General features: G+C 44.6%; 13 protein-coding genes. 3 read left to right on the forward strand and 10 right to left on the reverse strand.

Translation table 11 applies throughout. The annotated features are described in order from the left end of the window. Positions 1-210 precede the first annotated feature (210 nt). The 5 genes from H9626_RS09320 to H9626_RS09340 all read right to left on the reverse strand — a co-directional run bounded on the left by H9626_RS09320 (position 211) and on the right by H9626_RS09340 (position 7347). Positions 211-999: a TatD family hydrolase gene (locus H9626_RS09320; RefSeq protein ID WP_191710336.1), complete on the reverse strand. Its 789-nt coding sequence runs from the start codon at positions 997-999 to the stop codon at positions 211-213. 4 nt (positions 1000-1003) lie between these two features. Next, a complete protein-coding gene (locus H9626_RS09325) occupies positions 1004-1987 on the reverse strand; it encodes a polyprenyl synthetase family protein (protein ID WP_191710337.1) in 984 nt (327 codons plus the stop codon). A 150-nt stretch (positions 1988-2137) separates the two neighbouring features. Next, positions 2138-2827: an energy transducer TonB gene (locus H9626_RS09330; RefSeq protein ID WP_178256530.1), complete on the reverse strand. Its 690-nt coding sequence runs from the start codon at positions 2825-2827 to the stop codon at positions 2138-2140. A 114-nt stretch (positions 2828-2941) separates the two neighbouring features. Further along, positions 2942-4999: a glycoside hydrolase family 20 protein gene (locus H9626_RS09335; protein ID WP_191710338.1), complete on the reverse strand. Its 2058-nt coding sequence runs from the start codon at positions 4997-4999 to the stop codon at positions 2942-2944. Positions 5000-5004: 5 nt separating this feature from the next. Then, a complete protein-coding gene (locus H9626_RS09340; RefSeq protein WP_178256532.1) occupies positions 5005-7347 on the reverse strand; it encodes a glycoside hydrolase family 20 protein in 2343 nt (780 codons plus the stop codon). Between the two features lie 342 nt (positions 7348-7689). Here H9626_RS09340 and H9626_RS09345 point away from each other — a divergent pair, with 342 nt between their 5' ends. The 3 genes from H9626_RS09345 to H9626_RS09355 are packed head-to-tail and all read left to right on the forward strand — an operon-like array spanning position 7690 to position 12829. Beyond that, positions 7690-11703, forward strand: coding sequence for a hybrid sensor histidine kinase/response regulator transcription factor (locus H9626_RS09345; RefSeq protein WP_191710339.1), 4014 nt, complete (start codon positions 7690-7692; stop codon positions 11701-11703). Next, positions 11700-12266 carry a chromate transporter gene (locus H9626_RS09350; protein ID WP_178256534.1) on the forward strand — a complete coding sequence of 189 codons (567 nt, stop codon included), beginning with the start codon at positions 11700-11702 and terminating at the stop codon, positions 12264-12266. The genes H9626_RS09345 and H9626_RS09350 overlap by 4 nt, the downstream gene beginning before the upstream one ends. After that, the gene (locus H9626_RS09355; protein WP_191710410.1) at positions 12266-12829 is read left to right on the forward strand and encodes a chromate transporter; all 564 of its coding nucleotides are present in this window, start codon (positions 12266-12268) and stop codon (positions 12827-12829) included. Before H9626_RS09350 ends, H9626_RS09355 begins: the two co-directional genes overlap by 1 nt. Before the next feature lie 114 nt (positions 12830-12943). On the opposite strand, the gene H9626_RS09360 is transcribed toward H9626_RS09355, so the two are convergent. The 5 genes from H9626_RS09360 to H9626_RS09380 all read right to left on the reverse strand — a co-directional run bounded on the left by H9626_RS09360 (position 12944) and on the right by H9626_RS09380 (position 17636). Continuing rightward, positions 12944-13354: a PaaI family thioesterase gene (locus H9626_RS09360; RefSeq protein WP_191710340.1), complete on the reverse strand. Its 411-nt coding sequence runs from the start codon at positions 13352-13354 to the stop codon at positions 12944-12946. 4 nt (positions 13355-13358) lie between these two features. Further along, positions 13359-14411 (reverse strand): DUF2027 domain-containing protein, encoded by a 1053-nt coding sequence (locus tag H9626_RS09365; RefSeq protein ID WP_191710341.1) that lies wholly within the window; start codon positions 14409-14411, stop codon positions 13359-13361. Positions 14412-14701: 290 nt separating this feature from the next. Next, positions 14702-16030, reverse strand: coding sequence for an ABC transporter substrate-binding protein (locus H9626_RS09370; RefSeq protein ID WP_418833642.1), 1329 nt, complete (start codon positions 16028-16030; stop codon positions 14702-14704). A 5-nt stretch (positions 16031-16035) separates the two neighbouring features. After that, positions 16036-16845: an ABC transporter permease gene (locus H9626_RS09375; protein WP_191710343.1), complete on the reverse strand. Its 810-nt coding sequence runs from the start codon at positions 16843-16845 to the stop codon at positions 16036-16038. Next, complete coding sequence (locus H9626_RS09380) at positions 16839-17636, reverse strand: ABC transporter permease (RefSeq protein WP_191710344.1); 798 nt, start codon at positions 17634-17636, stop codon at positions 16839-16841. The genes H9626_RS09375 and H9626_RS09380 overlap by 7 nt, the downstream gene beginning before the upstream one ends. Positions 17637-17662 lie beyond the last annotated feature (26 nt).

Raw genomic sequence — 17662 nt, forward strand, 5'->3', positions numbered from 1 at the left:
GGGATTCGAACCCGTGATACGCTTTTGACGTATACACGCTTTCCAGGCGTGCCTCTTCAACCACTCGAGCACCTCTCCATCATATCGGATGCAAATTAATAAATAAATTGCAAACGACAAATGATTACTTGTACAAATGTATTCTTTTTTTTTGTCTTACCTAACATTCACTTTAGCAAACTTTGATTATTCCTATAAATTTAATGAATTTTAAATGTTTTTCGCTGTCTTCTTGAAGACTTTTAGAGCGTTTTTCGTTGTAGCATAAGCAATGTCTGCGGTAGGTACATCGTATATTTCTGCAAGTTTTTCTGCTATCTTGGTTAGATAAGCGCTTTCGTTTCTTTTACCTCTGTACGGAACAGGAGCAAGGTATGGGGAGTCTGTTTCTAAAACGATTCGGTTTAGCGGAACGGTTTTTAGGGTTTCAGGCAAAAGATTTCGCTTGAAAGTAACCACTCCGTTTATGCCTAACATAAATCCATCATACTCCAACAGCTTATGTGCTTCTTCTTCTGTTCCTGAAAAGCAATGAAAAATACCATGTAGCTTTGTGTCTTTGTAAGGTTCGAAAACCGTCATTAAATCTGTGAAAGCATTACGGCAATGGATAATCAGGGGCAAGTCTTTTTCTAATGCCCATTGGATTTGTGTTTCCAATGCTTGCATTTGTTCTTTTCGGAAAGTTTTGTCCCAATACAAGTCTAACCCGACTTCGCCGATGCCATAAAATCTGCGTGCAGAGTCTAACCATTTTCTTATGACGTTTAAACGTTGTTTCCAATTCTCGTCTACAGAAGTGGGGTGTAATCCAATCAAAGGGTAACATTCGTCATGGTTTTCGCATAGAGAAAGCATCGCTTCAACTGTAGTGTCGTCTATGTTCGGCATAAACAGTCTGCTTACTCCTGATTCTCTGGCACGGATGATGGCAAGTTCTCGATCTTCGTCGAATTCTTCCGTGTAAAGGTGTGTATGTGTGTCTATTAAAGCTATCATGGTTTTATAATTTACGGTCTACTAAGCGACAAACGAATGAGCGTAAGTTTTCTTTGAGTGAATCTTCTACCGAAACCTTGTCTAATAGAGCCAATCCTTCAGCGTAATATCTTTGGATTTCTGTTTTGCAGGCAGTGGCAATTCCTACCTTATTATATATATGTGTAACGGCGGCAATCTTTTCGTCCGGATTGAAGTCCGTAGCTTCCAACCAGTATTTCAGAATCTCTTTGTCGTTTCCTTCCGCACTGTTCAGAGCGGTTATCAGCATGTAAGTTTTCTTATTGCATAGGATGTCACCTCCAATTTTCTTTCCGAAAACAGCCGGGTCTCCATACACGTCTAAATAATCATCTTGTAGTTGGAATGCTAATCCCATTTTGATACCGAAGTCATATAAACATTGTGCGTCTTCGGCTGGTGCTCCTCCTAAGATAGCCCCAATCTTTAAAGCGCCAGCTAAGAGGACAGAAGTTTTCAAACGAATCATTTCGATGTATTCTTCTATTGTAACATCTTCGCGGGTTTCAAACTCCATGTCCCATTGCTGTCCTTCGCATACTTCAAGCGTTGTTTTGCTGAATGTTTCCATTACAGAACGCATATATGCAGTTGGGCAATCTTGCATGGTGAGTTGGTAAGCAAGTATCAGCATGGCATCTCCTGATAGGATGGCTGTGTTTTCGTTCCATTTTTTATGAACCACAGGTTTTCCCCTGCGCATTTCTGCTTTATCCATTAAGTCGTCATGCAGCAACGTGAAATTGTGATAAGTTTCTATTCCGGCAGCTTGTGGGAAAATTTGTTCTACATCTTCCTTATACAGATTATATGCCAACAGCATTAAGACGGGGCGCAGACGTTTCCCCCCTAATGACAAAACATACTCTATGGGTTCGTACAAACCTTTGGGTTCGTGCATATAAGATAGATTTTCTATGTAGTTATGTATTTGTTTGAATAGCTGTTCGCTTGTTTGTTGTATCATATCTTATTAAGTATTAAGAACTTCTTGAGTGAAAAGGTAAAAGACCTGCAAACATTCAAATGCGGATGCTTACAAGCCTTTTACTCATTTTTTTATGGAGAAGTATAGGAATTATCTCTGATAATAGGTCAGAGTCCTATCTGTTCTCGTTTACTGCAATTTAAATGTTACCGGAACAGTGTATTTTACACGTACAGGTTTTCCACGCTGTTTTCCGGGTTTCCATTTGGGCATCATTTGGATAACTCGTAATGCTTCTTTGTCGAGATAAGGGTCGACAGTACGCATTACCACCGGGTCAACGATAGAGCCGTCCTGATTAACCACAAATTGGATAATGACACGTCCTTGAATACCGTTTTCCTGTGCGATAGTCGGATATTTGATGTTTTTACTGATGAATTTCAAACATTCCGCCATACCTCCCGGAAACTCCGGCATTTCTTCTACGACTTGGAATATCTGTTGTTCTTCCGGTTCCTCTTCTTCCACTTCAACCGGTACATATTTGATTTCTACCGCTTGATTATTTTCTTCACTGGAAGAAATTGTCGATTCTTCTACATTGGCATCGTTATCGGCAATTTGCAACACTTCTTCCATTTTCGGGGCTTCGGGTGGAGGAGGAGTTTCGGGTTGTTTTTCTTCTTGTTCCGTAATAGGAATCATTTCCTCTTCAAAAATCGGCTCAGTGATACCCGTGTCGGTTACGATTTTTTTGTCACGTTCTGTCCATTCGAAAGCAACAAACATCGCTGCCAAAACCAGTACAAAACCGATTAACAGTCCGGTAGTTCTTTTGCTTTCCAGATCTGCTTTGGGCGATTTCTTGATTTCCATAAATAATTTATTAAGGTTTATAAATCTCTATCTTGCAAATATAAGGTTTTTCTTTCTAAAACCAAACATCTGAGGGTAAAATCTCATTAATACGTTAAACGAATGGTTACTGCTTTATTTTACAACGATTTCATCGACAAAAAGAACTGAGCCTTGTATGTCGCCCTGCATGGCTTGGTAGCGTACGTAGCGGGCAGAAGTTTCTCCCGTCCACCCGAAGTTTTTGAACGATACGGCATCGTCTTTTACTATCTTGTGGTCGATTTTTGTTAACTCGCTATATTCTTTTCCGTCTTGCGAAACTGAAATTATAACTTGGGCAGGCATATAAACATACGGGCCGCATATTTGCATGAAGTCTGCTCCGATGGAGTGTAGTGTGGTTTCTTCGCCCAAATCGATTACAACATCCATGTCTTTTACATAGCCCAACCACCGTTTATCGTTATAGTTCCATCCTCCGCGCAATCCGTCGGTTAAGGTTTTAGCTCCGTTAGCGGGGTAATTTTCCCAGTAGGGGATATTAAACGTGACAGGCTTGTCTTTTGCCAGATGTTCTATCGGTTCTAATGCTTCTTTGCGGTTGCCTATTTCCTGACTGTAGTCAAAAGTGTTGTATCCTTTCGCTTTTATTTCGGGGATGATTTTCAGAATACGTTGGCGGAAAGAATCCCATGATTTGTTGGCAGGTTGTGTCCATGCTACTTCAGCCAAAGCAATGGCACGCGGGTAGAGCATGTATTCCATGTGTTCGTCTGTTGGGATATATTCTGCAAACAGGTTTCCTTGTACTCCTTTTATTAACTTAGCTTCTTCTTGTGACAATGAGTCGGGCACGGGGTCGTAGCCATACATCTTGTTTAGCGGCAAATATCCTCCTATGGCTTCGGGCTGCGAATAAGGAGCATCTTGGTAGGCATCGAAATAACAATACTCTCCCGGAGTCATGATGGCGGGATGTCCGTCGCGCACGGCTTTGATGCCTCCTTCTTCACCACGCCATGACATTACGGCGGCGTTGGGAGCCACTCCACCCTGCAAGATTTCGTCCCATCCCAGCAGCGTTTTTCCTTTTGCGTTTAAAAAACGCTCTATTCGGTGAATCAGGTAGCTTTGTAATTCGTCTACGTCTTTGAGTCCTTCTTTTTTCATGCGTGCCTGACAGAGCGGACAAGTTTTCCATGATGCTTTGCTTGCTTCGTCTCCGCCTATGTGGATGTATTGCGAGGGGAATAACTCTACCACTTCCGACAATACGTTTTCCAGAAATTCAAATGTCTTTTCATTGCCGATACAGAAGTCGCCTTGCTTGTAAGGCTCGTGTGTACATGACAGTTCGGGGTAAGCCGTCAGCACCTCTTCAGAGTGAGAAGGCATTTCTATTTCAGGGATAATGGTAACACACCGCAGGCGTGCATATTCTAACAGTTCGCGTATTTGGTCTTGCGTGTAATATCCTCCGTATGCTTCCGGGTCGGTTTGTTCACAGTATTGGCGTTCTCCTTCCCACCATGCTTTCCATGTGGCCGGTTTACGCCATGCGGCAAATTCCGTCAGGCGGGGATATTGCTTGATTTCCAGTCGCCATCCGGCACCGTCGGTCAGGTGTAGGTGCAAACGGTTGATTTTGTAAGAAGCCAGCAGGTCGATTTGTTTTTTCAGAAAGTCTATTGTCCGGAAGTGGCGGGAAACATCAAGCATGATTCCGCGGTACTCAAACCGAGGTTCGTCGACGATGGTTACCGCCTGCACTTTTCCTCCTCCGGCTTTAGCCAGTTGCAGCAACGTCTGTACGCCGTAAAACAGTCCGGCGTCTGAAGTTGCTTGTATACTGATGGTTTCGGGACGGACCGTTAGCGTGTATCCTTCGGGGTGATGAACAGTAGGTAACTGCTCCACACGCTCCAGCAGAATCATGTTTCGTTCCGGAACCGTTTTTGCATACTGTACCGGCAGTTGTCCGCTGCTTTTAAAAGCTGTGTTGATGATGGTACTGTCTATACCACTTCCTTTCAGAGTTATCCAAGTATCATTGTTCCAATTGAATGTTCCGTTATCTACGGTGCATGACAAGGGGGTAGGGGTCAGCTCTACGGTAGCCTGTTTGTCGGAACAACTGCTCACGAGGCAAGCAGATACGATGCAATATAAAGGAAATAAGAATTTTTTCATATTTGTCAATTTAAAATGATTTCATCTACGTATAACATTGCCGGGATACCCTTTGCTTCATGCCATTCAGGCATGGATTTTTCACCGCTTACTGTAACTTTTACAAAACGTGTTTTCACCGGGTCGAAAGTCAATGTGTGGGTATGTATGCCTTCTTCAGTGCTCGGTTCCATAGTCGGGTAAGATTTCGAAGCTACTTTTTTGTATGCCTTTCCGTCTTCCGACACCTCCACCGTGTATTCTTTGACATCGAATATCCAGCCTCCTTGCCATACGAACGTATGGATGGTAGCCGAACCCACTTCTGTCGGTTCTTCCAAGTCGATTACAGCCTCAAGGCTCTTGCCCTGTACACTGATCCAGCGTCCGGAATCGCGTCCCATGCCACCTTTGCGTCCGTCAACCAAAACGGCAGCTTTTTCCGGTTTCAGATTTTCTTTTCCGGGTTGCAATACCAGCGATATGGGTTTCATGAATCCTTTATGCGTCTGTATCGTGTCGGTATAAATGCGGCTTGCTCCTCGTGAGGGGTGTACCGTCATGGTTTTCAGTACCGAGGCAGATGTTATCATGAACGGTTCGGTGTATTGCTCCGATTGTTCTGTCGGGTCTGTGCCGTCAAGAGTGTAGTAAATCGGGTCATCTGCCAGCGATGACAGCGTAACCTGTAAGCCCTTCTGTTCGGTTATAGGCTTGATGTCTACATTTACGTCGTAAATATGTTTTGCATAATTCCAGCCCATGCAATCGTAGATATCAGTCAGTTGAGGCATCCGTTTCAAGAAATCTTTGTAGTTCTTCAGTTCGGGTGCGCTCCATTGTACCTCACACAAGGCAGCCATACGTGGAAGCACCATGTATTGCACTTGGCTGAACGTTCCGATATACTCTGTCCACAAGTTGGCTTGAACACCTTTTATATATTGTGCTTCTTCCGGTTTCAGCACCGACGGGATAGGCTCGTAGCTGTATACCTTTTCGATGGGCACGTAACCGCCGATGGCAAGCGGCTCGTTTTCAGTATCTTTTGTCTGATAATAATCGAAATACAGATAAGTATTCGGGGTCATGATAACATCATGATGCTGGCGTGCAGCTTCTATTCCGCCTGTTTCGCCAATCCATGACATCAGTGTAGCATTGGGCGACAAGCCGCCTTCCAATATTTCTGTCCATCCGATAATTTTCTTACCCTTTGTGCTTAAGAACTTTTCGGCTTCATTGATGATGTAGCTTTGCAGGCGTTGCTCTTTTGTGTGGTGGGCGTCCGATTTCAAACCGAGCGCACGGATGCGTGCCTGACATTTCGGACATTTCTCCCAACGTACTTTCGGGCATTCGTCGCCTCCGATGTGGATGTATTCCGACGGGAATAAGTCTGCCACTTCCGCCAACACATCTTTTATGAACTGAAGGGTGAAATCGTTTCCTGCACACAAAACATCATCCGAAATTCCCCATATTTTTCTTACTTCATACGGTCCTCCCGTACATCCTAATTCGGGATATGCTGTCAGTGCAGCTTGCATGTGTCCCGGCAGGTCTATTTCGGGTATGATTGTAACATAACGCTCGGCAGCATAAGCTATGACTTCTTTGATTTGCTCCTGTGTGAAATATCCGCCGTAGGGAGTTCCGTCGTATTTGCCCGACCCCCATCTGCCTACCAGCGTTTCAGAGCGTTGAGAAGCAACAGACTGTAGTTTGGGGTATTTCTTGATTTCGATGCGCCATCCCTGATCATCGGTCAGGTGCCAATGGAAACGGTTCATGTTATGCAGCACAAGCATGTCGATGTAAGTTTTCACTTCGTCCATGTTGAAGAAGTGCCGGGATACATCTAAATGCATCCCCCGATAACCAAAACGCGGAGCATCGCTTATCTCAACCGCCGGAAGGTTTACTTCTACATTCTGTGCCACGGGCAATGATTTGCGTAACGTCTGGATGCCGTAAAAGACACCGGCTTCCGATGCGCCTGTAATTATGATTTGCTCTCCGCCAACCGTCAATTTGTATGCCTCCGGATTGTCGTTCTCCAGTCCTAAGCAAAGACATACGGCTCCTTTTTCCGGTTCGCCTTCTTTTATATTCAATGCAAGTCCCGTTTGCTTTTGTACGTACGAAGCCAAAAATTCGGCATTCTTTTTCATCTTTTCATTCCCTGCCGGGTATACGATGTTTACTCCTTCTTTCAAGAGGAACATGTCGTTTGTCACTTCCGAGACTTGTAACGGTTTCGGTATTACCTGATAGTTTGCCATGATAATTTCTTTGTTGGAACAAGATACGGCAAGAACCCCTGCCAATAATAGTCCCCCGATTTTAAATTTCCAATAATTTATCATACCGATAGATTAAGGTTAAGTAGTTGATAATAAGTTATAAAAGTCGCTACATCTTGTATGTGTCAAGTAAGCCTGTACCGGCTTGTTTAAGCCTCCGAAAACGCTACCGTATATGTTCCCCAACGCTACCGTATATGTTCATCAACGCATCCGTATATGTTTTGCAGGTTCTGCTTAGGCTTTGAATGTGCTGTAATCAGAGGCGCAAATTGTAACCATAGGCAAATGTAAAGAATAAAACTTAAACAGCGAAACAAAATCACATTATTTAGGAGATGAACTTTGATAAGCCGTCCTTTTTTCCGACATTTGCATGAGAATTATAATCAAGAAAGAACTTGCATGAGAAAAATAGTTATCCTGTTATTTAGCTTGATAGTTTCTTTCGTATCTGTTCAGGCTCAAATTTTTAAGTATCTCGGAACAGACGAAGGGCTTAGTAGTCGGCGGGTGTTATCTGTCAGACAAACAGAGCAAAGCTATATGTGGATACTGACTCATAAAGGGGTAGACCGTTACGACGGTAAGCGGTTTATCCATTATAACTTGCAGAAAGACGGGCGGACGGTTAATTTTTATCCCAACCTGAATTCACTGAAAACCGATAGCAAGAACAGGCTGTGGGAGATAGGGAAAGACGGGTTGGCGTTTTGTTTCGACCGGATGAAAAATCAGTTTCAGTTGAAGTTTTACTTGCGCGATTCGTTTCCGGAAACTCGGAAGAAGCCGGTTACCGCGATATATCTTGACAAGCAGGATAATATTTGGTTTTGTGTCGACAATCAGCAGTACATTTACCGTTGCAGCGAAAACCGCAGTGTCAGGCTTGAGCGTTCTGTGCCGGGTAAGGTAATCAGCATTACGCAGGCAAGCGACGATTTGTTTTACATGGCTACCGAGTATCAGCTGTATGCGGTTCGTCTTCAAGGAGGTGCGTTAAGCGATGTGCAGGTTATTGATTTGAAGAATATCAGCCGGATTAATTACATCTATTATCATGCTTCTTCCGGACAGCTTGTTGTCAATACGCTTTTGGATAAGCTGTTTATTTATCATCCGCAGACCCGTGACTTGGTAAGCATGGGCAATACGATGGAAGACATCGGGGTTAATGCCATTATACCTTGTCGGAAAAATAAAGACGAAATACTGATAGCCACCGATGGCGATGGTGTTTATAAACTTAATGTTCCGCGCCGTAAGCTGGGACATTTCTTGCAGGAAGATAATAAGCAGTCTAACAAGATGAACGGAAGCATCATCGAAGATATTTACATTGATTATGCTGATCGGATTTGGATTGCCATTTATCCGATGGGGATTACTGTCTATAACGAGAAATATCCGAGCTACGAGTGGGTGAAACATTCGCCTAATTATACCAATTCGTTGGTAAACAACAGCATTAACGGAATCATAGAAGATTCGGAAGGCGATACATGGTATGCTACGGATAACGGAGTGAGCTGTTACAATCCGCGTACGAACCGGTGGACGAACTATTGTTCTTCATTCAAAGACGATTTTTATAGCGATAACCATATCTTTTTTTCTCTTTGCGAAATCCATCCGGGCATTATTTTGGCAGGAGGATATATGTCGGGCGTTTATCTGATAAACAAACGGACGGGGAAGAGTGTGTTTTATCAGCAGGAAAGCGACCAGAATAACGAAACGCCCGATAAATACATTCGAAGTATTTATAAGGATGACGAGGGGATTATATGGACCGGAGGAATGTACAGTTTGAAAGCATACGAGCCGGAGAAACGCCAAAAAGTGGTATATGATATAGGGTATTCTATTAACCAGATAACCCGGCGCGATAGCGTTTCGTTGTGGATTGGCTCGATGTACGGAATCTATGTATTCGATAAGACGAGAAAAGAGTTGCGTGCTTTTCATTCTGACATTGATTTTGGATGTATTAATACGATTTATACCCCTGAAGAACCTGACGGAAATACAAAAACATATTTTGGAACCTATGGCAACGGTTTGTTTGTGGTCGACAATCGGACGGGTGAGATCACTCATTATCATACCGAGAACAGTAGCTTGCAAACGAATAACATTTTCAGTATTTTGCCGAACCGTAATGGCGGATTGATGTTAGGTACAGAATTGGGACTGTCTCTTTTCAATGAAACCGAGGAAACATTTACCTATTGGTCGAAAGAACAAGGGTTGTTGCCTGCCGATTTCAATCCCAATGCAGCCGTACGTACGAGCTATGGCAAACTGATATTTGGCAGTAATGACGGAGCTATCGTATTGCCCGACAGTGTGAGTCTGCCTGATAAATTTTCAAGTCGGATGGTCTTTTCGAACTTTAGCATAATGTATCGCAGTGTAATACCCGGCGTAAAAGGTTCTCCTCTCGTCCGTCCGCTGGATGAAACACCTTCTATCGAATTGGGTTATAACCAAAATACCTTCTCGCTGGAAGTTTCTTCGATTAATTATGACAATCCTTCCAACATCCAGTACAGTTGGAAACTTGAAGGGTTTTACGATGGTTGGACACCGCCGTCAAGCGATGGATTGATACGTTACACCAACCTTTCTCCGGGGAATTATACGCTGAAAGTACGTTCTATCCTGCAAGATAACCATCTTGTGCTGGAAGAACGTACGATACAAATTATTATCGGCCGACCGTTCTGGTTAACGTTTTGGGCATTCTTGATTTATGCGGCACTTATTATCGGTGCAACTTATGCGTGGTTCCGGTATCAGGTTATAAAGCGCGAGCGACGAATTTCTAAAGAAAAAATCAATTTCTTTACCAGCGCAGCGCATGATATCCGTACTCCTTTGACTCTGATTAAAGCTCCTTTGAGCGAAATACAGCGCAATGAGCATTTAAGTGAACAAGGTAAAGCGAATATCGGGCTGGCGATTCAGAACACGGAAAGTTTGTCTGAACTTGCCGATAATTTGCTGAACTTTCAAAAAGAAGATGTTTATAGTTCACAAACTATCGTGTCTGAACATGAATTAAACGATTATTTGCGGAAGTATTTGCATCCTTTTAAAGAATACGCTTCACAAATAGGTATCAGCTTGGCATATAAGAGCGACTTTGAAAACTTGACGGTGTGGATAGACCGGAACAAGATGGATTCGATTATCCGTAATCTGTTATCGAATGCTCTGAAATATACTCCACAAGGCGGAAGCATTACAGTTGAAGCATGGCATAATAAGAACCGGTGGTTTCTTTGTGTCTCTGATACAGGAATTGGCATTCCGAAAGAGAATCAAAAGAAGTTGTTTAAATATCTGTTCAGAGGAGCGAATGCCACAAACCAGTTGATTGCGGGATGTGGTATCGGTATGCTGCTTACTTATCGTCAGATTAAGAACCATGAGGGAAAAATAACGTTCACCAGTACAGAAAAGAAGGGAACAAGTTTTTATCTCAGTTTCCCGATTCATAGCCGGAATTACCACTATAAGCCGTCGGGACAAGAAGAAGAAAGCAAAAATGTATTTACCGGACAGATATCCACTTCTCTTTTAGAGGAAGTGGAGGTAGACAATACCCGTCATCCCGATGCGCCATTGGTACTTGTGGTAGAAGACAACACGGCTTTGCGCTCTTTCATTTTGCAAAACCTTTCGGAGATATATCGGGTAGTTGGTGTTGAAAATGGGCAGCGGGCACTTGAAGAGGTAACGAAGCAACAGCCTGATTTGGTTTTGTCTGACGTGATGATGCCCGTAATGGATGGAAAAGAGTTATGCCGCCGTATCAAGGGAAATATGGAAACCAGTCACATACCGGTTATATTGCTGACTGCATTGGGAAGCCGTGAGCAGATATTGCAGGGCTTGGAGATAAAAGCAGACCAATACATCGTAAAACCTTTCGATATGAAAGTGCTGGAAGCGACCATTCACACGGTTCTTGAAAACCGTAACCTGATTCGGATGCGGTACAGACAGGCGATAGACCATTTGGAAGATGAGGCTATGGAAGCTGTGCCTCCGGTTTCTGCGGGGTTGGATGATGAGTTCATGCAGCGGGTAACGGCTTTGGTTAAAGAAAAGTTAGGCAACGACCTTACGGTAGATACGCTTTGTGCTGCTGTCAATATGAGTCGGACCAGCTTCTATAACAAGATGAAAGCTCTTACCGGAATCGCACCGAATGACTTTATACGGAATATCCGTATGAAAGAAGCCGCTTATCTGTTAAAAACACACCGGTATACGATTGCGGAAATAGCCGACCGTGTGGGGTTTGCTGACCCGAAGTATTTTACAGATGCGTTCAAGAAATTTTACGGTGTGCCGCCCAGCGTATATATGAAACAGGATATTAATCATACAACACGAACTGACTTATGAATTTTTACATCAAATCGTTTCTAATCTTCAGCCGCATCGGGTTGTTTACCATCGGTGGAGGATATGCAATGGTTCCACTGATAGAGGCAGACCTTGTCGACAAGCGGAAATGGATTAGCAAAGAAGATTTTCTCGATTTAATGGCTTTGGCGCAAACTGTTCCGGGGATATTTGCTGTCAATATCGCCATTTTCATCGGTTATAAGATACGTGGATTTTGGGGAGCTTTCTGGATGGCACTGGGAACAGTGCTTCCTTCGTTTGTCATTATGTTGCTCATTGCCCTCTTCTTTCGTCAACTCCAACATTTGGATACGGTTGAGCGTATCTTTAAAGGGATTCGTCCTGCCGTGGTGGCACTGATAGCCGCTCCTACTTTTAAAATGGCAAAGTCGGCACGCATCAGCCGCTACAACATTTGGATTCCGGTTGTTTCTGCCTTGTTTATCTGGTTGTTGGGATTTTCGCCTATCTACGTAATCATTCTTTCCGGATTGGGAGGTTACCTGTATGGGGTGTATGAGAAAAAACAAAAAGCTAAGAAAGGAGAAGAAAAGCAATGATACTGTTTTTACAATTATTTTATACGTTTTTTAAAATCGGACTTTTTGGTTTTGGCGGAGGATACGCCATGCTTTCTATGATTCAGGGCGAAGTGGTAACCCGTTACGGGTGGCTTTCCACATCCGAATTTACAGATATCGTTGCGCTCAGCCAAATGACTCCGGGGCCTATCGGTATCAATTCGGCTACTTATGTGGGATACACGGCTGTTGTGAATGCCGGATATTCTCATGCAGTAGGTGTTATCGGGTCTGTCATCACAACCTTGTCGGTCGTGCTCCCGTCTTTTATTTTGATGATTGTAATCAGCCGTTTCTTCCTGAAGTTTCAGAAACATCCGGCGGTAGAGGCCGTGTTTCGCGGACTGCGCCCCGGCGTGGTAGGCTTGCTTGCCGCCGCTGCTTTGGTATTGATGAACGGAGAGAATTTCGGAACGGATACGTATCAGATTGTTATCAGTTCTTTGCTCTTCATCGGGGTTTTCATCGCTTCTTACCGCTATAAGGTTAACCCGATAATGCTGATTGTGATTTGTGGGGTGTTAGGTTACGCCTTTTATTGAATTGCGCCGGTTTTACCAGCATGACAATGGTGATATGAAAAGCCCCTGCACACCCGTCTGTAAACAAAGCGGTGTGTAGGGGCTTCTCTCATTTTTCGGTCGCCCTAATTTCCGTTATTCCAATGAATCAACGTCCAATTCTTCACTCTTCCGATAGCCTGTACTGGTCAGTACGGCAACCAAAAGCTGTTCTTCATCTACGATTCTCACTTCGATAAACGGAGCGCGGGCATGATTGAATGTTTCGAATGCCTCGGCGTAAACATACCCTTCGCGCGCCGGGCGCAAGAAAGTAATGTTGGCATTCAAGGAAAGTGTCAGTTTCTGATGGCTGTTTGCCACAGCGGCAAAAGCTAAATCGGCTAACGTAAACAAAGCTCCGCCCTGACATACGCCTCCTGCGTTCAGGTGGTTTTGCGTGATGAGCATACGTGCTTTCGCATATCCCGGCTGGATTTCCAGCAATTCTACTCCGGCGTTAACCGCAAAGCGGTCGTTCGCCAACATTTCTTTCAGTGTTCCCATAGGTTTAGTGAATAGTAACCATTGTCGCTCCGAAACCATATTCGCGGAACGAAGCGTCTTGACTTTGGTAAGTTTTATATTTGCGTTTCAGTTCATCTAAAATAGCCCGTCGCAATACGCCGTCGCCCTTTCCGTGGATGAACACAATCCGCTGTCCCTTGCGGTTTTTATATTCGTCGAGCGTTTTGCGGAATACATCCAACTGGTAGTTGAGCATTTCGGCGTTTCCCATTCCGGTGGTATCGTCTAACAGCTCATTGATATGTAAATCTACCTCTACGATGTCGTTTTTCATTGCTTTCGGCTGAGGCTGTTTCCGGGGAGCGGCAGGTACGCTTTTCTGCAACAGCGCTTCTTTAATGTCTTCAGCCGAGACAAACACCTGTTTCGGGCTTTCGTCGTCTTTTACGATGTCGTAAATTAACGCCGGTTCATTGAAGAAATCGGAAGGCTGGAAAGTGTGCAGTTTATAAAACTTCACCGTGTCGATGCGTATTTCTTGGCTTACAGCCGGCTTGAGCTGGAAACTGCGGTCGTCTTTATAAGCCACTAATTGGACTGCTACGCGCTCCATTTCGTTCAGGTTAGCCTTTTCAAACTCTTCGAGGTGCATTTTCATGTTCGGCTTTACCGTGCCCCGGCTGCGCAATGTCCAGTTTTTCCCTTCTGCCGCCAGATACAGAAAATCAATAAAATAATTGCTGTCGTTTATCAGGTAAGCATCAAAGGCTGTGATGGATATTGCTTTAGCGTCTTGCGGAACGTAAGCCAGAAAGACATTCAGCACGTCATTTCCCCGAATCTCAGGCGCACGGTAAGTGATGGGTTTGTCATCTTCTTCCTCTTCTTCCGTTTCGGGAGCCACCTGCACCGGTTTCGATGTCGTTTTCAGCGGGATATTGTAATCGTCTGTTTCTATCACGACACATTCGCGTATGAGCATGGGTATTTCGAATCCGTCTTCATCTTCTACCAGCGCAATGTCTTTTCCCTGAAAGCCTTTCACTACGCCGCCTCCTACTTCGCTTAAAAAGCGGACTTTATCTCCTATTTTCATTGTCTCTTATCTTTAATTGATTGAGTTACAAATGTAAAAAGTTTCCGGTAAAAAAGAAAACATTGACCTTATTTATACTTTCTTTCCTTACGAAAAAAAGAAGGGGAAATAGTCAGCCGATATATCCTGAAAAACGCTAACGGTAGCGTGGGGCATTCCATGCGGTAGTGTTGACCGATTCTATTCGGAAGACTGACCGGTTCTACCGTTAGTGTTTTTGACGTTTACGGCTAAGAGGTAAAAGGCTTGAAACAAGGCGGTTATGCGTATTCATGTTTCATCCCGTTTTTTTACCTTCTGATAACGCGCCGGCGCTTGCGGTGTTGCAATCGTTTGCGTTTGTACGCCGTCCACCGACGGTGAATTTGCCAGAGGCTCAAACCTCCCACCACTACAAGTATCAGGACTACGATGCCGCTGTTCAGATTGTCTCCTTTTACGCGCGACCAAATTTCAAGCACCTGTGCCGTATGTTCGCCGAAATCTCGAATCATGGCGCAGCGGGCAATAACGGAGCGGTCGGGATATTGCGTATTACGCAGTTTTACGTGTTTCGCCGTATCGCCGAAAAAATAGCTCGCATCCACATACCCGGTCAGCGTAGAGTCGGTACAAGCCTCCAGAATTTCGGGGGCGGCTATCGAACTGACGTATCCGTTTTCTTCCATATTGCGCAGAGCAATGTCGGGACGGCAAAGGAAATTGATGAAGTAACTTGCCGCCTCTTTGTTACGGGCGTACCGGGGGATTACCCAACCGTCGTACCAAACGTTACTGCCTTCCTCCGGCACGGTATAAGCCAAGTCAACGCCTACTGCCTGTGCCTCCTCGATGGCCCACTGCGCATCTCCGCTCCACGTCATGTTCAGCCACGCCTTTCCTTTGGTCATCATTTCCTTGCCGAAATCGGCTTCCCAACCCGCCACATTCGGTTTCAGCAGCTTCAGATACTTTTCCACCGAGTCCATAGCCGCAGGCGAGTAGTCGTTCATCAGCTCAGATACCGTCTTGCTTCCGTCCTTCAACTCCTGCCGGTGCGCATACAGCAATGCCGTTCCGTAAGAATCGCGGTAAGCATCTTTCATCAGAATTTTTCCAGAAAAGCGTTTGTCCCACAAACATCCCCATGACGCCAACTCCTTTTCTTTGACAAATTTCTTATTGTAAAGGATGCCTGCCGTTCCCCACATGTAACAAACGGCATACCGGCTGGCAGGCAAGTCGCCGTCTGCCGTCAGCTTGTCAATCTGCTCGCGGATAAACGGGGCAACGTTGTTCATATAATTGGGAGAGTGGGCAAATACCGTGTCGATAGGCAACAGCAACCCCTTATGCAGCATACGTTCGATGATATATTCCGAGGGGCATACCACATCAAAGTCTTCGTGTCCCTTTTCTATCTTGGTAAGCATGATTTCGTTGATATCAAAGGTTTGATACACGATTCGTATGTCTTTTCCGGTCTGTTCCTTGTAATACTGTTGGAAATCTTCCAGTACACCTTCGCCGATGTAATCTGCCCAGTTATAGATTTTAAGTATATTCTCCCGCTTTTCGGCGGCATTATAACAACTCGAAAATCCGATACAGGCAAGTAATGTTACGAGGATAAGATTCAGCTTTTTCATTTCGTTTTCTGTGATTGAAGTTGTTTCTTCTTATCAGTCCGCAGGTTAAGCACGATAAGGGTAACCAATATCACGATAAAGATAATGGCAGACAGCGGACGCAGTTCGGGAGTCAGTCCTCCCTTGCGGGCATCAGCATAGATGTAGGTAGAGAGGGTTTCCAATCCCTGATTTCCGATGGTAAATACCGTTACGGCGAAATCGTCGATAGAGATAGTCAACGCCAGAATAAACCCGCTTATCATTCCCGGACGGATTTCGGGGATGATAACTTTCCATAACGCCTGCATGGGCGTAGCTCCCAAGTCGAGTGCCGCTTCATATAAGTTCGGATTCATCTGTTTCAGTCGGGGAAGCACACTCAATACCACGTAAGGCGTACAAAACGTAATATGTGCCAATACGACGGTAGTAAATCCCTGAGTGATTCCTAACGAAACGAACAGCAGGAACAGCGAAATACCCGTAATAATGTCTCCGTTCAGAATAGGAATGGTATTGACAAACCCCATTGCTTTACGGTTTCGTGCTTTCAGGTTGAAGATGCCTATTGCTGCGATGCTGCCCAAAAGGGTAGAGACCGTTGCCGCGATAACAGCAATCGCCACGGTGTTGATACACGCATTCATGAGCGAATGATGGGCATTGGTATTTAAGAGCGAGCCGTAAAGTTTCAGCGAGAATCCCGTCCAGTTACCCAATACTTTCGATTCGGTAAACGAATAGATGATGATGATAGCTATCGGGGCATAAAGCAGTAACAGCAACACCCATAGGTAGGTCTGCATAAGGATTCGTTTTACCATAGTCCGCCTCCTTTCTCTGTTTCTGATTTCTCATCGGAACTGAAGAGCGAAGTGGCGGCTATCAGGAATAACATAATCAGCGACAGCGCCGCGCCGTAGTTCCACAAACTGTTGTTGATGTTCTCCTGAATCGTAGTACCAAACAGCTTGATGTTATTCATCGTAAGCAGTTCGGCGATGGCAAAGGTAGAGATGGTAGGCATGAACACCATCATGATTCCGCTCACGATGCCCGGCATGGAGAGCGGGAAGACTACTTTCCAGAATACCTGATAAGAGTTTGCCCCCAAGTCTTGTGCCGCTTCGATGTAGCTGCTGTCCATTTTCTGTAATGTATTGTATATCGGATAAATCATGAAAGGAATGAAGTTATAGATCATTCCGAATATCAAAGCGCCTTCGCCCAGCGGCAGTTGGAAGAAATCGAACAGAGCTACCGTGGCAAGCGTACGCACCAGTATGTTTACCCACATGGGGAGGATGAACAGCATGATGATGGTTTTCGAGTAGCTTGATTTGCTCCGGCTCAGAATCCAAGCGGCGGGATACCCCAAGAGGATGCACCCGATGGTGGTAAGGATGGCGATGCCGATGGAATAAATAAAGGTGTTCATGGCTTCGGGATGGTCGAAGAACTTACGGAAGTTGTCCAGCGTAAGGTGTCCGCCATCGTCGGTAAAGGCGTAAACCACAATCAGCAGCAGCGGGATGATTACAAATATCACTGAAAATATCAGGTAAGGCAGCGTCCAACTTTTACGCGACGCGAAAAATAGTTGCAGTTTGTTCATTTCTTTAATAAAAGCAGGCAACAGGG

The organism is Phocaeicola faecium (assembly GCF_014837055.1).
GTDB lineage: Bacteria > Bacteroidota > Bacteroidia > Bacteroidales > Bacteroidaceae > Phocaeicola > Phocaeicola gallinarum.

What these genes read in the sequence shown, in the direction of transcription:
- H9626_RS09320 (WP_191710336.1), bottom strand. Translation starts at nt 999, where the DNA reads ATGATAGCTTTAATAGACACACATACACACCTTTACACGGAAGAATTC.
- H9626_RS09325 (WP_191710337.1), bottom strand. Translation starts at nt 1,987, where the DNA reads ATGATACAACAAACAAGCGAACAGCTATTCAAACAAATACATAACTAC.
- H9626_RS09330 (WP_178256530.1), bottom strand. Translation starts at nt 2,827, where the DNA reads ATGGAAATCAAGAAATCGCCCAAAGCAGATCTGGAAAGCAAAAGAACT.
- H9626_RS09335 (WP_191710338.1), bottom strand. Translation starts at nt 4,999, where the DNA reads ATGAAAAAATTCTTATTTCCTTTATATTGCATCGTATCTGCTTGCCTC.
- H9626_RS09340 (WP_178256532.1), bottom strand. Translation starts at nt 7,347, where the DNA reads ATGATAAATTATTGGAAATTTAAAATCGGGGGACTATTATTGGCAGGG.
- H9626_RS09345 (WP_191710339.1), top strand. Translation starts at nt 7,690, where the DNA reads ATGAGAAAAATAGTTATCCTGTTATTTAGCTTGATAGTTTCTTTCGTA.
- H9626_RS09350 (WP_178256534.1), top strand. Translation starts at nt 11,700, where the DNA reads ATGAATTTTTACATCAAATCGTTTCTAATCTTCAGCCGCATCGGGTTG.
- H9626_RS09360 (WP_191710340.1), bottom strand. Translation starts at nt 13,354, where the DNA reads ATGGGAACACTGAAAGAAATGTTGGCGAACGACCGCTTTGCGGTTAAC.
- H9626_RS09365 (WP_191710341.1), bottom strand. Translation starts at nt 14,411, where the DNA reads ATGAAAATAGGAGATAAAGTCCGCTTTTTAAGCGAAGTAGGAGGCGGC.
- H9626_RS09375 (WP_191710343.1), bottom strand. Translation starts at nt 16,845, where the DNA reads ATGGTAAAACGAATCCTTATGCAGACCTACCTATGGGTGTTGCTGTTA.
- H9626_RS09380 (WP_191710344.1), bottom strand. Translation starts at nt 17,636, where the DNA reads ATGAACAAACTGCAACTATTTTTCGCGTCGCGTAAAAGTTGGACGCTG.